Here is a 15,257-nt window from a genome sequence, read left to right on the forward strand (position 1 = left end):
GATGAAACTGATTATTGATACAGACCCCGGCATCGACGATGCGATGGCCATTGCATATGCCGCTGCAGCCCCCGAGATTGACTTGATCGGCCTGACGACCGTTTTTGGCAACACCCACGTTCATCAATCCAGCCGCAATGCACGGTTTTTGGTGGATAAACTTGGGTTGGACATTCCCGTCGCCCAAGGCGCGGCCTACCCACAGGGAACAGGGCACCACGCACCGTCCGAACATGTTCACGGTCCCGAAGGTTTTGGGGATATTACCGATATCCCGGAAATCGGGGCGAACCATGATTTGAATGCCACGGAATTCCTGGTGGAAATGGCGCGCCGCCACAAGGGAGAGCTGACGGTTTGTGCAATCGGCCCCTTGACTAATATTGCTGCGGCGATGCGTTTGGACCCTGAGTTTTCGCAGAACATCAAACAGTTGGTGATCATGGGTGGGGCGGTTTTCTGCCCAGGAAACATCACGGAACATGCCGAAGCAAACATCTATCACGATGCCCTTGCCGCAAATGAAGTGTTTGCAGCACCCCCGGCGACCGTTGTGGTTGGTTTGGATGTCACCTTGAAAACGCTGTACAAAAGTGCGGATTTTGACGGTCTGGCCCAACGCTCGCCCGATATGGGGGCTTTCCTGCGTGACATCTCGGTATTTTACCTGAAATTCTACAAGGATATCGGCGGGTTGGAGGGCTGCGGCCTGCATGACTCGACTGCTGTGATCGCCTGCACCCATGGCACGATGTTCGAGATGGTCGAAACCGGGGTTGAGGTAATTGTGGGTGGTACGGAATCCGGCGCTACGCGTCCGGTCTCAACGCGACCGGCTGTGCTGGTATGCCGGGATGTTGACGGGGCAGGGGTTGTTGATCTGTTTACCCGGCAGGTTGCCTCTTTACCCTGACAACTTGCAATGGCTGAACAGATCGGGCAAATCCTGCCCGGTTCAGCGACCCGAGGATGCCCAATGACAGACCGTTTCTCATTTGACCTGAAGGCCACGGACGGCAAGGCCCGCGCCGGAGTGATCCACACACCGCGCGGTGAAGTGCGTACTCCGGCGTTCATGCCCGTAGGCACTGCTGCGACGGTCAAAGCGATGATGCCGGAAAGTGTTCGTGCAACCGGTGCCGATATCTTGTTGGGGAACACCTATCACCTGATGCTGCGCCCTACGGCCGAGCGCATTGACCGTTTGGGTGGGTTGCATAAATTTATGAACTGGGATCGCCCGATCCTGACGGATTCCGGTGGATTTCAGGTCATGTCCCTGGCTGGTCTGCGCAAGCTGACCGAAAAGGGCGTGACCTTCAAATCTCATGTCGATGGGTCCAAGCACGAGCTGACCCCGGAACGCTCGATGGAGATTCAGCGTCTGCTCGGGTCAGACATCGTGATGTGTTTTGACGAATGTCCGGCCCTACCCGCAGATCGAGATCGAATTGCTGAATCAATGCGCCTGTCGATGCGATGGGCCGATCGATCGCGACAGGCTTTCGGCGACCGTCCTGGACATGCGTTGTTTGGGATCATGCAAGGCGGGCTGGAACAGGATTTACGCGAAGAAAGCGCCGAGGCGCTGAAAGCGATCGGATTCGAAGGCTACGCGGTTGGCGGTCTGGCCGTGGGCGAAGGTCAGGAGGCAATGTTTGGTTGCCTCGACTACGCTCCTGACTTTCTGCCAGCCGACAGACCGCGCTATTTGATGGGCGTTGGAAAGCCTGACGACATTGTCGGAGCTGTCGCCCGCGGGATCGACATGATGGATTGTGTCTTACCCTCACGGTCCGGTCGCACAGGACAGGTGTTCACTCGTTACGGCGTGGTCAACATAAAGAATGCCCGCCACGCAGATGACCCGCGCCCGCTGGATGAGGCCTGCTCATGCCCGGCGTGTTCGAACTACTCTCGCGCCTATCTACACCATGTGTTCCGCTCGAACGAGATGATCTCGGGCATGCTGCTGACCTGGCATAATCTGCACTATTTTCAGGAAATAATGCAGGGTATGCGCGATGCCATTGCTGCTGGTACATTCGACGCCTGGCAGGCGACCTTCCATGCGCAGCGCGCGCAAGGGGATATTGAACAGATTTAGGTTCAGCGCCTTTTCAGTCAACCTAACAAGACTCTAGATTGAGGGCGCTTTATCTGCGTTTACCGAACAGCCAGCGCTTCTTTTGTGGTTTTGCATCAAGGTCGTAGCCAAACCCTTCGAAAAAGCTACGAACTTCTGGTGTCAACATCCCACGGCCACTTGCATATTGAGGCAGGTCGAAGCCACCGCCATAGTTCAGCTCGACAACGACCGGACCAGACTCGGTTATAGCGATGTCGGTCGACTGATATCGAATTGGCTGAAACGTTCTTGCAGCACGGTCATTTATTTCGATCAATTCGTCCCAAAAAGGCAGTTTCAAGCCCATTAAACCGGGGTTGTCAGGATGGTCATCCAGGAATTCTGTTTCCATCTTGGCGCGGCGCGCGACGGTTTCGATAACACCGGTTTCGATATTGATCGAACAAGCAAGGTTCCCCGGTCTCCAGAAGGCGTCCGCAATATTGGGGCCCTGCGGAAGTTTAATAACGGAAACTGGGCAAAAGACGTCGTTTTCTCTTACCAGAGTAACCATTCGCACCGTTGCAAGGGCTGAAGCGTAGTCTTGGATTGCAGAGTGATTTTTGAGCAAAGGTTGCACGACATATGAATTCTGCCCAACGAACTCGTCTAGGAATGCCTCATAGGTGATCGGCGGTTGGCCCGCACAAGTGATAGTGGATTGATCCGCGTCCTCGATCAAAAAGGCCCCAAAGCTTACCATCCCCTCGACGATCTTTCCAAAAAGCCCACCTTCCAGATGGTTGCAAACGAGATCGCGCAACGCCTCAGGAGTGTTGATTTTCGTAACCCCGGGGTAGTGTCGGTTCGAACGGTCGATGACGCCAACGGTTTCCGGGACAGGTACACCTGCTGTTTCAAGCAAAGTAGAAGCCAGTATCTTGTCTTCTGCGGCACTGTTCCAACCATGATGGTTACACTTGTGGGCGATGGGCCAATGGAGATCATTGGAGATGTATGCCGCGCGTTCGGCGTCGGTAAAGCGGTCTTCGTGATGAAGGCCATTGCGCACATACTCAACCATATTCAAACGGCTGGGAGGCTTTGCCATTTGATTGAAGCTCCGTTGGACTTGTAAAACAGAGCGCCCAGAGCTTTTGGCGGCATGCGCTAAAAGCGTCGCATGATCGGAGTCGCGGGCAGATAGGTACCGTTGATGGTCGGATTCCGCAGCATTGATATTTTTTGGATTTGTCATCTCTACGACTCACAGTAATCGATCAGAAGTTGGGGTATGCAATCATATTGTTTGCAATGATGGCAGGCTTTGGGCAGCTGCCTGTTAGATAGTGTTGTACTTTTGCTGTTGGTTTCTGAATTTCCAGGCAGGCAATCGCCGAAGAAACCAAGCGGGGTCAAATTGAGAATTTGACAAGACCGATCATGTTATCGTCTTGCGGAGGCGCAACCTTCCGGTCATTGTTAGGTCCACTACAGGTAAGGTTGAAATAGGACGCTTGGCGCACCACCTTTACCTTCCAGACAGGAGACGGCCGGGGGTTGCCTAGATGAGGGACCAGTGCCGTCTTGCCAAAGATAAGGATTGAGCATGCAAGAGCCCCTGAATTCCTCATACCCAGTACTTCCGCTACGCGACATTGTGGTTTTTCCTCATATGATCGTGCCTTTGTTCGTGGGTCGGGAAAGGTCTGTCCGCGCACTTGAGGAAGTGATGCAGGACGATAAGCAAATTCTGCTGTCTAGCCAGATTGATCCAGGTGATGACGATCCGGAAATCGACGGTATCTATCGCTCGGGCGTGCTGGCGAATGTGCTGCAGCTGCTGAAGCTTCCAGATGGAACCGTGAAAGTTCTGGTCGAGGGGCAAGCGCGCGTACAGATTACAGAATACCTTGATAACGAAGAGTTTTTTGAGGCTCGTGCAGAATATCTGACCGAGATTCCGGGTGATGTGACCACTACACAAGCGTTGCTTCGCACCGTCGCGGATGAGTTCGAACGCTATGCCAAAGTCCGCAAGAACATCCCCGAAGAGGCTTTGACCGCTGTTGGTGAAACCGCCGAGCCCGCCAAACTGGCCGACCTCGTGTCGGGGCATCTTGGTATCGAGGTCGAGCAAAAGCAGGAACTGCTGGAAACACTGTCGGTCAGCGAACGGCTTGAAAAGGTCTACGGCCTGATGCAGGGCGAGATGTCGGTTCTGCAGGTCGAGAAAAAGATCAAGACCCGCGTCAAAACCCAGATGGAGAAGACACAGCGCGAGTACTACCTGAATGAGCAGATGAAAGCCATTCAGAAGGAACTTGGCGATGGCGATGACGGCTCGAACGAAGTGGCCGAGCTGGAAGAGAAAATCGCCGAAACAAAGCTGTCGAAAGAGGCGCGTGAAAAGGCCGAAGGTGAGCTGAAGAAGCTGCGCAATATGAGCCCGATGTCGGCTGAGGCCACAGTCGTGCGCAATTACCTCGACTGGATTTTGGCTCTGCCTTGGGGCACCAAGTCCCGCGTTAAAAAAGATCTTGGTCGCGCGCAGGAAATTCTGGATGACGATCACTATGGGCTTGAGAAGGTCAAGGAACGGATCGTCGAATATCTGGCTGTTCAGCAGCGGTCGAAGAAGCTGAAGGGCCCGATTATGTGCCTTGTTGGCCCTCCGGGTGTGGGTAAAACCTCGCTTGGTAAGTCGGTTGCACGTGCGACGGGGCGCGAATTCATTCGCATCTCGCTGGGCGGTGTGCGTGACGAGTCCGAGATCCGTGGCCACCGTCGGACCTATATCGGTTCGATGCCTGGTAAGATCATCCAGGCGCTGAAAAAGGCGAAGACCACAAACCCGCTCATCCTGCTCGACGAGATCGACAAGATGGGTCAGGATTTCCGTGGCGATCCGGCCTCGGCCATGCTGGAAGTGTTGGACCCGGAACAGAACAGCACGTTCATGGATCACTACCTTGAGGTCGAATACGACCTGTCCAACGTGATGTTCCTGACCACATCCAACAGCTACAACATGCCCGGGCCTTTGCTCGACCGGATGGAGATCATACCTCTGGCGGGCTATACCGAAGATGAAAAGAGCGAGATCGCCAAGCAGCACCTGATCAGCAAGCAGGTGAAGAACCACGGCCTGAAGGCCAAAGAGTTCGAACTTACCGATGACGCGCTGCATTCGATCATCCGCACTTACACGCGGGAAGCTGGCGTTCGGAACCTTGAACGCGAAATCGCCAAGGTGGCGCGGAAGTCGCTGACCAAGATCATCAAGAAAGAGGCGGAGTCGGTCACGGTGACGCCGGACAATCTGGATGAATTCTTGGGCGTGCCCAAGTTCCGCTATGGTTTGGCTGAACAGCACGATCAGGTTGGGGTTGTAACCGGTCTGGCCTGGACCTCCGTTGGCGGCGATCTGCTGCATATCGAGGCGCTGAAACTGCCCGGTAAGGGGCGGATGAAGACCACGGGTAAGCTGGGCGATGTGATGAAGGAATCCATCGATGCAGCCTCATCTTATGTGCGGTCAATCTCACCTAAGATCGGGGTGAAGCCGCCCAAATTCGACAACCTGGACATCCACGTCCACGTACCGGACGGGGCAACGCCCAAGGATGGTCCTTCGGCCGGTTTGGCAATGGTGACCTCAATCGTATCGGTTCTGACGGGTATCCCGGTGCACAAGGATATTGCCATGACAGGAGAGGTTTCCCTGCGCGGCAATGCGATGCCCATCGGTGGTTTGAAGGAAAAGCTGCTGGCGGCTCTGCGCGGCGGGATCAAGACTGTTCTGATTCCTGAAGAGAATGAGAAAGACCTGGCCGAAATTCCTGACAACGTGAAGGAAGGGCTGAAAATCATCCCGGTCACGCATGTTTCGGAAGTTCTGAAACACGCTCTGGTTCGGGATCCTGAACCTGTCGAGTGGGACGAAGCCGCAGAAGAAGCCGCCGCGGCTGCAGCCAAAACGGCTGAGAACACGTCCCCGTCCGCCAGGGCGCACTAAAGGTCAGAATATGGCAATTAGGGGCGGGGTTAGCACCTCGCCCTTTTTCTTTGGTCAGACCAAATAGTCAGCCAATTACTGGCTTTGCATGTCGGATCGCAGATTGTGATATGGTGGGTGATAAGAGATTTGAACTCCTGACATCTTCGATGTGAACGAAGCGCTCTACCACTGAGCTAATCACCCGTGAGCAGGGGTCTTATAAGGAGTTCAGCAAAGCCGCAAGAGGTCTTTGCGCCTTTTGGGCCCCGGGGATTACCCCGCAAATGCCCAGTCGAGGTGCCCATAAACGGGCGGCCTTGTGGGGCCGCCCTTTCACTTTTTTGATGTCAAAGAATGAAATCGTCCTGGGTCAGATCGTGCAAGCCAGAGATCTTGATAACCATCTCAGGATTTTTGTCGCCGTCAGTATCCACAAGAACAAGTGTGAAGTCGTTCTTGGTGCCTGCGTTGTTTTTCTTGACGTAATAGATTTCGCCTTCGTCCGACGTCTGGGCCGGTGTTGTACCGTTGAAGACAAATGAATCATCGCCGTCAATTACGGTGCTTGCGTCGATCGCACTTAGGTCGATCTTGTCTTCACCCTGAGTGAAATCGGTAATCCGGTCGGCATATTTTGCTTTGCGCGAACTTTCGGTTGTTGACGTGAACACAAACTCATCGGCCCCTTCGCCGCCGGTCATGGTGTCCCTTCCGGCACCACCGATCAAAGTATCGCTGCCTGCGCCACCATTCAGGGTATCTTTGCCAAGGCCCCCGTCCAGGCGGTCAGACCCTCCATTACCCTGCAGGATGTTTCGACCGTCCGTACCTGTAATGTCGTCATTTTGCTCGGACCCAACGACGTTTTCGACACCCGTAATGGTATCGGTTCCGTATCCGGTTGCCTGTGCATTGGTGTCAGACAAATCAACGGTTACGGCGCTTGTGCCGATATAACGCAACCAATCAAGGCCCTCTCCGCCGTCAATGATATCGTCGCCGTCGCTGTCCTCGGCTACAAAGTTGTCCGTGCCCTTGTGGCCGTACAGTTCGTCGTTTCCAAGACCTCCGGTCAGGGTGTCATTGCCGCCACCCCCAAGAACAATGTCATTACCCTCGCCAGCAGAAATAACATCGCTACCGCCAAATCCTTCCAACCGGTTATCAACTTCATTCCCGACGATGATGTCGCCCTTGTTGCCGCCCTGCGCATTCTCAATGACGACCCCATTTGCGATCGTAAATCCACCGGTTACGCCTTTGGCATGGGAGGGAGTGCCACCTGCATCGCTGCCATCAAGATCCGCGTCATTGAGGTTGATCGTGACGCTACGATCAACACCCTTTGCCGAAATTGTATCGTTTCCATCTGTATCCCAGATGGATGTCCAGAATGTTCCGGCGCCATTCTTGCCTTTGATTTTATAGACGTTGTCGTCGGTGTTGTGGTCCGTCGTTCCGTAGATCGCCTGCAGCGCAGCTATATCAAGGGCCATGGGCGAGGCCGTGCCGCCAGCCTTATATGTCTTCAGAGGAACAACTTCGGGATAGCCCGAGTTGTAGGACATGATGGTATAAACACCCTGGTTCTGCCCATCTGTCCCGTAGTCGTCGAAGGGCTGCGTAACCCCCGGAAAAATAGTCGAGCTGCCGCCTTCATCATGTGGGTGGGCTAGGCCAAGGCCGTGAAGAATCTCGTGAATGATTGTCGCGAAGCCTTCACCGCCTTTGCGTAGCGCCTCTTTGCTAAACAGAGGCGTATCATAGGCAAAGATGCCGAACAGGGCGTCGATGCCAGAATCCTGCAGCAGGGGGTCGTCACCCGGAACTTGATGGACACCAAGAGATCCGGGTCCGCCAAGATCGTTTTGGGTCAGCAAAGCGTAGGTGATGTTAACGTCATTAATCTCGCCTGCTGGTGTCAGAAAGCCGACTTCGTTGAACTCGATCGGAATGATCGTTTCGATAATTGCAAATGCTTTGCGGATTGCTTCCTTCATGTAGGAGGCAAAGCCACGGCGACCTAACGATCCATCATCGAAGGAGTATGTGATTGTGCCCGGAGCACTGACGCCTCCGGCGCTGGTGTCCCAAGACGTGCCCCAAATCAGGCTGTCTACATAAACATGGCCGGTAACATTTGCACCCGGAGAAGTTGTGCTGGCAACTGACATCTTAAATTTCTTCCTTGTCTAACACGCCATTTGTTCCCGGTTTTTCCGGAATACAAAATTGGCGCCGTATATATTGACCGGTTCTAGAATCGGTAATTCTTCCTTTGGCATCAGAAATTTCCAACGTTTTGGCCCGAGGATCAACCGAGCGTATGAAGTCTCTTTTGGCAGAGGTGTTTGTAATCGTCTTGCAGACCATTTGTGGTTGAAATGAGGCAGAACGCGGCAAGCTTTGAGTAACTCTCTGCAAGTAAGTTGATATGACTGTTCACTTTGGGTTTATGTCACAATAAGCTTGGGGATGAGCTTGGAGGCTGTCCTGAGATCTGGATTTAGCGGACCCATGCCAGGTGATGTGCTGCTCAAGGTTTCAGAATATTTTTGTCTGGCCAAAGGCAGTAGGTCGTGAATTATCGGCTGGTTTCTGTTTGGCCATTCGTCGTGTGACGAGAAAACATCTCTAACAAAAATTACGTTCTGAGAAAAAACTTCAATTCGCCGCTTGACGATGTCCGGGCGTGGCCATAATACACCCCAACGTTCAGCAACGAACGGGCAGCGGGCGGTTGTAGCTCAGTTGGTTAGAGTACCGGCCTGTCACGCCGGGGGTCGCGGGTTCGAGCCCCGTCAACCGCGCCATCGCTGCCATCCTTGGTCCAGGGTAAAGGCCACGAAATAGATGCGCGGTTGTAGCTCAGCTGGTTAGAGTACCGGCCTGTCACGCCGGGGGTCGCGGGTTCGAGCCCCGTCAACCGCGCCATTTTCCACTAGTTTTCAGAAATCATACCGTTTACCGGGTGACTCTATTGGTTTTGTTGTCAGTAGGTGGCGGCAACATCTCTCTCGTTCACATTTTGTTCTAACTTTTCTGTTGGAGACTCAGTGTGGCTCGCTTATCTCTAGGACACTTATGTGTTGGGGGCCAAACATGGCTGAGCTGAAGAATATCGAGGTGCGCGGCGCGCGCGAACATAACCTCAAAGGCATTGACGTGGATATTCCGCGTGACCAGCTTGTGGTTATCACTGGTCTGTCAGGCTCGGGCAAGTCGTCGCTTGCCTTTGACACGATCTATGCGGAAGGGCAGCGCCGGTATGTCGAAAGCCTGTCGGCCTATGCCCGGCAATTTCTGGATATGATGGAAAAGCCAGATGTGGACCATATCAGTGGTCTATCTCCGGCTATTTCCATCGAACAGAAGACGACTTCAAAGAACCCACGGTCTACCGTGGGAACCGTGACCGAGATTTACGACTATCTGCGTCTGCTGTTTGCCCGCGCTGGTACACCGTTCAGCCCTGCCACGGGCAAGCCGATCGAAGCCCAGCAGGTGCAGGATATGGTCGACCGGATCATGACGATGGAGGAGGGCACGCGAGGGTATCTCCTGGCCCCGATCGTTCGGGACCGAAAGGGCGAGTATAAGAAAGAGTTTCTGGAACTGCGCAAACAGGGCTTTCAGCGCGTCAAGGTTGATGGCGCGTTTCACGAGTTGGACGAGCCTCCGAAGCTGGACAAGAAGTTCCGCCATGACATCGACGTCGTGGTCGACCGATTGGTGGTGCGCGAGGGCATGGAAACGCGGCTGGCGGACAGCCTGCGCACAGCGCTTGATTTGGCCGATGGCATTGCGATTTTGGAAACCGCACCGCCTGAAGGCGACCCGGAGCGGATCACCTTCAGTGAAAATTTCGCCTGTCCTGTCAGTGGCTTCACCATCCCCGAGATCGAACCGCGCCTATTTTCCTTTAATGCGCCCTTCGGGGCCTGTCAGGCCTGTGACGGGCTGGGGGTCGAGCTGTTCTTTGACGAACGCCTCGTAGTGCCGGATCAGACGCTGAAACTGTATGACGGCGCCTTGGCGCCCTGGCGCAAGGGCAAGTCGCCCTATTTCCTGCAGACTATCGAAGCCATCGCGCGACATTATGAGTTCGACAAGAATACGCCGTGGAAAGATCTGCCCGCCAAGGTACAGCAGGTGTTTCTGCGCGGATCGGGCGAGGAAGAAATCCAGTTCCGCTATGACGAAGGCGGCCGGGTTTATCAGGTAACCCGCAGTTTCGAAGGCGTTATCCCGAATATGGAGCGGCGCTATCGCGAGACTGACAGCGCCTGGATACGCGAAGAATTCGAACGCTATCAAAACAACCGGTCCTGCGGCAGTTGCGAAGGCTATCGACTGCGGGCCGAGGCGCTGGCCGTCAAGATCGCCGGATTGCATGTCGGGCAGGTTGTGCAGATGTCGATCCGCGAGGCGCTGGCGTGGGTTGAGGATGCACCAAACCATCTGAGTGCTCAGAAAAATGAAATCGCGCGGGTGATACTCAAGGAGATTCGTGAGCGGCTTGGGTTCCTGAATAACGTTGGTTTGGAATACCTTACGCTGTCACGTTCAAGTGGAACGCTTTCGGGCGGGGAAAGTCAGCGTATCCGTCTGGCCAGCCAGATCGGTTCGGGTCTGACCGGGGTGTTGTATGTACTGGACGAACCTTCGATCGGGTTGCATCAGCGCGACAATGACCGCTTGCTGGGTACTCTCAAAAACCTGAGGGATCAGGGGAACACGGTCATCGTTGTGGAACACGACGAGGAAGCCATCCGCGAAGCCGACTATGTCTTTGACATCGGTCCAGGTGCGGGTGTGCATGGTGGGCAGGTGGTTAGCCATGGTACCCCGTCCGAGATCGCGACCGATGCAGCCTCGATCACCGGCCAATACCTGTCAGGCACACGCGAAATCCCGGTGCCGTCCGAGCGGCGGAAGGGGAACAAAAAGAAAGTGACTGTGGTCAAAGCCACCGGGAACAATCTGAAGAAAGTGACCGCTGATTTTCCTCTGGGCAAGTTCGTCTGTGTGACCGGCGTATCCGGCGGTGGCAAATCGACCCTGACGATTGAAACCCTGTTCAAGACAGCCTCGATGCGGCTGAATGGCGCGCGGCAGACACCTGCGCCATGCGAGACGATCAAGGGGCTCGAGCATCTGGATAAGGTGATCGACATCGACCAGCGGCCCATCGGGCGTACACCACGCTCGAACCCGGCCACGTATACGGGGGCGTTCACGCCGATCCGTGACTGGTTCGCCGGTCTGCCCGAGTCCAAGGCGCGGGGGTACAAGCCCGGTCGGTTCAGCTTTAACGTCAAGGGCGGTCGGTGCGAGGCCTGCCAGGGCGACGGCGTCATCAAGATCGAGATGCACTTTCTGCCCGATGTCTATGTCACCTGTGAAACCTGCAAAGGCGCGCGGTACAATCGGGAGACGCTTGAGATCAAGTTCAAGGGCAAGTCCATCGCGGATGTCCTTGATATGACAGTGGAAGATGCACAAGAGTTCTTCAAAGCCGTGCCGTCGATCCGCGATAAGATGGACGCGCTGGCGCGGGTCGGTCTGGGGTATATCAAGGTCGGGCAACAGGCGACGACCCTGTCGGGCGGTGAAGCGCAGCGGGTGAAGCTGTCAAAAGAACTCTCCAAACGCTCAACTGGTCGGACGCTTTACATTCTGGATGAGCCGACGACCGGTCTTCATTTCGAAGACGTCCGCAAGCTGTTGGAAGTGCTGCATGAATTGGTTGATCAGGGTAACACGGTTGTTGTGATCGAACACAATCTGGATGTTGTCAAAACGGCCGACCACATCATTGATATCGGGCCCGAAGGCGGTGACGGTGGTGGTGAAATTGTCGCCACGGGAACGCCCGAAGATGTTGTTGCTGTGGAACGCAGCCATACGGGCAGGTATTTGAAACAGTTGCTGAACCCCGAGCGGGTCGCGGCGGAATAACCTCCGTCGCGGCAACTTCAGTATTTGGCGTATCGCAGCGTCTGCCAGTGGCGCAGTATTGGCGGAAAGAACAGTAACACGAAGCCGAAGCTGACATGGGCAAAAATCATCATCGGGATCCATAGCAGAACGCCAACCAGCCCAATAATCCCGGAAACACGCGCGGCTGAGTTCGCCGACATAATGCGCGTGAGCAAAGCAAAGAGCAGACGCCCCCCATCCAGCGGCATCAGGGGCAGCATGTTAAACAGCGCCAGCCATAGGTTTAGCTCTACCCTCACCACCAGAACCCAGCCAATTTCGGGCGAGTTGGAAACGGTTCCAGCAATGAACACACGGTCCACAGGGTCAGGTTCACAATCGGCCCCATGGCCACAATCAATTCGTCTTCATATGCCGAGGTTGACCGGCGATGTTCGCAGAATCCGCCGCCCCCATAAACGACGATTGGATTGACTGGCACGCCTTGCGCAAGACAGCCCCATGCGTGGCCCAACTCGTGCAGGAGGATCGAAATCAACTAAATCGCCACGAAGGTGAGCGCATAGAGCAGGTTGACCGGATCGGCCTTAAATCCGACAACGATCAAAACCAGAAAAATAAGGCTTTGGCTGAAATGTATCGGTACGTTCCATCGGTCGCGGGACTCAAATAGCACGTATTCAGTATTCATAATAAAACCTCGAAATAGTGAGGTTTATGATGATGTTAGATCGCGTCAAAATTTTATACAGGCCGGAAAATGCCCGAGTCTGCTTACTTTCTCAAATCGACTGAGGTTGGTTTTCGCCCGCTTGAATTCAGGCCGCGCTTGTCAGTTCAGGATGTCTGCAACCGCGCCGATCAGGTTCAGAACTTTGCGTGTATCTGGGTCGACCCGATACACGTAGTCGCCTGCGCGGACATAGCTTCCCCTATTCAGCCCATACCGAAACGGATCATCAATCCAGCGATAGTCGCCATTGATAAACTCGCCATTTCTGTACAGCTTTTTGGCCTGTCCCGGAGGGACACAGGGTACGTTTTTCTTGGCCAGACCCGGCGGGCAGTGGACGGCGTTTCCAGTTGCAGCAATACCGCCCTGAGGCGCAATGCGGATGACCTTATTGCTATTCTTGTTCTTGCCGTTTCCCTTCCCGTTACCGGCCATGGCCGCCACCGGGGTCACGACCAGAGCAAGAACAGTAAGCGCTTTGACCAAATTATGCGTCATCGTAGCCCCAAGAATCGATGCTGAACCTCTCCATTAGATGGACATCGGCAGGAAAGGGGTCAACCCTATGGGCAGGAAGCCGCCCAAGGGCATCCTAGTTCCGACCGCGCTTTTCAAATCGCGGAAGCATGGCCGAGAAGTCCAGCCCCAGCCCATCTTCGCTTTCGACGAATTGCTGATACAGCTCGGTCGCCATCATCCCCATTGGGGTGTCGGCATCCGAGCTTTCCGCCGCCTGCTGACTGAGGCGCAGGTCTTTCAACATCAGTTCGGCGGCAAAGCCGGGTTGATAACCATTGTCGGCCGGGCTTTGCGGGCCGATACCGGGGGCAGGGCAGTATGCGTTCATCGTCCAGCTATAGCCCGAGGAGGTGCTGACAACGTCGAACATTTTCTGCCGGTCCAGCCCCAACTTGTCGGCCAGCGCGAAGGCCTCGCAGGTTGCAATCATGGTGACGCCCAAAATCATGTTGTTGCAGATCTTGGCCGCCTGACCCGCGCCCGCGTCTCCGCAATGTACTGCCTTTTGCCCCATGATGTCGAACAAGGGCCGGGCTTTTTCGAATGCCTCGGCGCTTCCACCTGCCATGAATGTCAGCGTCCCAGCCGAGGCGCCTCCGATACCGCCCGAGACGGGCGCGTCGACGGCCAAAACTCCCGCAGCCAATGCCATATCGGCAACAGCTCGGGCGCTGTCGACATCCACTGTCGAACAATCGACCCAGACGGCCCCTTCATTCATCGCTGGAATGATCTCATTTGCGACGGATCGAAGTATCTGGCCATTCGGAAGCATGGTGATGACGATGTCTGCGTCTTTTGCAGCGTCGGCCCCTGACCCAGTCAAAGTAACACCGGAAACCGACACCTCGGCCATATCAAACCCAGCGACTTCATGCCCGGCATTGGCAAGATTGACTGCCATTGGATTGCCCATGTTTCCAAGGCCTATAAACCCGATTTTCATTCTTTAATCCTCCTCGAATGTCAGGGCGACGCTGCCCAGGGGCCGCAGCATTGCGGAAATATCCACGGCGGGAACAGGTTTGCCATGGTGACGCCAATTAGGAGAGCGATCCTTGTCTATGATCTGCGCGCGGATACCTTCCAGAAAATCTCCGTGTTCCATGGCGCGCGCCGTAAAACGGTACTCCATCTCCAGGGCTTTTCGGATCGACAGATCCAGCGCCTTAAGCCGATGAATCATTTCAATGGTACAAGCCACCGATAGTGGAGAGTTGCGGCCCATCAACTTTTGCGCCGCGTCAGAGAACGGGGTTTCGGAGAAGCGCAACGCGTTGAGGATGTCGTTCAACCCCTCGCCATTGAAAAGCACGTCGATTTCCGCCTGAACCTTTTCAAGGTTACCTGTGGGTGGCGTCTGGGAATGCTCGACCAACAGGTCTGTGTTCCCGGAAGCTTCGAGCAGTTCGATCAGGCCGGGCCATTCTTCAATGGGGATAAAATGGTCGGCAAAGCCCGCATAAATGGCGTCCGCAGGGCCCATTCGGTGACCTGTTGTGCCCAAGTATTCTCCCAGTCGACCCGGAGCCAGCGCGAGCATCAGAGAGCCACCAACATCCGGCACCAAACCGATAGAGCACTCGGGCAGGGCAATCTGAGATGTTTCACCGACTATGCGGTGGCTTCCATGGCACCCAATTCCGACGCCGCCACCCATAGTAAACCCTTGTAGGAAACTGACCACGGGCTTGGGGTATTCGAAAATCAGTGCATTCAGCCTGTATTCATCGCGCCAGAAAGTCTGCCCATAGGCAAAGTCGCCTTTGCACCCGGTATCATAAAGCTCTGCGATATCTCCCCCGGCGCAAAATGCTTTATCGCCAACGGCGTCCAGTATGATCAGGTCAACTGACTCGTCCTCGCGCCAGTTGCGCATGGCCGTATCTATCGCCATGCACATGTCATAACTCAGCGCGTTCAAAGACTTGGGGCGTGTCAGAGTGATGCGTCCAGCGCGGCCGGTAGTGTGAATTTCAATATCTGACATCGGG

General features: G+C 55.0%; 11 protein-coding genes and 3 tRNA genes. 6 read left to right on the top strand and 8 right to left on the bottom strand.

Translation table 11 applies throughout. The annotated features are described in order from the left end of the window. The first annotated feature begins 1 nt into the window (after position 1). Positions 2-913: a nucleoside hydrolase gene (locus AC2FIM_RS01725; RefSeq protein ID WP_142634057.1), complete on the top strand. Its 912-nt coding sequence runs from the start codon at positions 2-4 to the stop codon at positions 911-913. 63 nt (positions 914-976) lie between these two features. After that, complete coding sequence (gene tgt, locus AC2FIM_RS01730; protein ID WP_142634055.1) at positions 977-2,107, top strand: tRNA guanosine(34) transglycosylase Tgt; 1,131 nt, start codon at positions 977-979, stop codon at positions 2,105-2,107. A 49-nt stretch (positions 2,108-2,156) separates the two neighbouring features. On the opposite strand, the gene AC2FIM_RS01735 is transcribed toward tgt, so the two are convergent. Beyond that, positions 2,157-3,326, bottom strand: coding sequence for a sugar-transfer associated ATP-grasp domain-containing protein (locus tag AC2FIM_RS01735; RefSeq protein WP_496707821.1), 1,170 nt, complete (start codon positions 3,324-3,326; stop codon positions 2,157-2,159). A 351-nt stretch (positions 3,327-3,677) separates the two neighbouring features. Here AC2FIM_RS01735 and lon point away from each other — a divergent pair, with 351 nt between their 5' ends. Next, entirely contained in the window at positions 3,678-6,086 is a 2,409-nt protein-coding gene (gene lon / locus AC2FIM_RS01740; protein ID WP_496679588.1) for an endopeptidase La, read from the top strand. 111 nt (positions 6,087-6,197) lie between these two features. Here the strand turns inward: lon and AC2FIM_RS01745 are convergent. Both AC2FIM_RS01745 and AC2FIM_RS01750 read right to left on the bottom strand, forming a co-directional pair. After that, a tRNA-Val gene (locus AC2FIM_RS01745) sits at positions 6,198-6,272 on the bottom strand. A 143-nt stretch (positions 6,273-6,415) separates the two neighbouring features. Beyond that, the gene (locus tag AC2FIM_RS01750) at positions 6,416-8,242 is read right to left on the bottom strand and encodes a M10 family metallopeptidase C-terminal domain-containing protein (protein WP_496707820.1); all 1,827 of its coding nucleotides are present in this window, start codon (positions 8,240-8,242) and stop codon (positions 6,416-6,418) included. Between the two features lie 562 nt (positions 8,243-8,804). On the opposite strand from AC2FIM_RS01750, the gene AC2FIM_RS01755 reads away from it, so the two are divergent. The 3 genes from AC2FIM_RS01755 (at position 8,805) to uvrA (ending at position 12,029) form a co-directional block, all read left to right on the top strand. Further along, positions 8,805-8,881: transfer RNA gene (locus AC2FIM_RS01755), tRNA-Asp, on the top strand. 44 nt (positions 8,882-8,925) lie between these two features. Further along, positions 8,926-9,002: transfer RNA gene (locus AC2FIM_RS01760), tRNA-Asp, on the top strand. A 168-nt stretch (positions 9,003-9,170) separates the two neighbouring features. Continuing rightward, entirely contained in the window at positions 9,171-12,029 is a 2,859-nt protein-coding gene (gene uvrA, locus AC2FIM_RS01765; RefSeq protein ID WP_496707819.1) for an excinuclease ABC subunit UvrA, read from the top strand. A gap of 17 nt (positions 12,030-12,046) precedes the next feature. Here the strand turns inward: uvrA and AC2FIM_RS01770 are convergent, their stop codons facing one another. The 5 genes from AC2FIM_RS01770 to AC2FIM_RS01790 all read right to left on the bottom strand — a co-directional run bounded on the left by AC2FIM_RS01770 (position 12,047) and on the right by AC2FIM_RS01790 (position 15,253). Then, complete coding sequence (locus AC2FIM_RS01770) at positions 12,047-12,373, bottom strand: site-2 protease family protein (RefSeq protein WP_496679596.1); 327 nt, start codon at positions 12,371-12,373, stop codon at positions 12,047-12,049. 176 nt (positions 12,374-12,549) lie between these two features. After that, positions 12,550-12,702, bottom strand: coding sequence for a hypothetical protein (locus AC2FIM_RS01775; protein WP_496731716.1), 153 nt, complete (start codon positions 12,700-12,702; stop codon positions 12,550-12,552). A gap of 141 nt (positions 12,703-12,843) precedes the next feature. Further along, positions 12,844-13,242: a hypothetical protein gene (locus AC2FIM_RS01780; protein ID WP_496679603.1), complete on the bottom strand. Its 399-nt coding sequence runs from the start codon at positions 13,240-13,242 to the stop codon at positions 12,844-12,846. Positions 13,243-13,336: 94 nt separating this feature from the next. Continuing rightward, entirely contained in the window at positions 13,337-14,209 is an 873-nt protein-coding gene (gene mmsB / locus AC2FIM_RS01785; RefSeq protein WP_496679606.1) for a 3-hydroxyisobutyrate dehydrogenase, read from the bottom strand. A gap of 3 nt (positions 14,210-14,212) precedes the next feature. Then, entirely contained in the window at positions 14,213-15,253 is a 1,041-nt protein-coding gene (locus AC2FIM_RS01790; RefSeq protein WP_496700941.1) for an enoyl-CoA hydratase/isomerase family protein, read from the bottom strand. Between the last annotated feature and the right edge of the window lie 4 nt (positions 15,254-15,257).

This window comes from Ruegeria sp. CDSC052 (assembly GCF_059610685.1).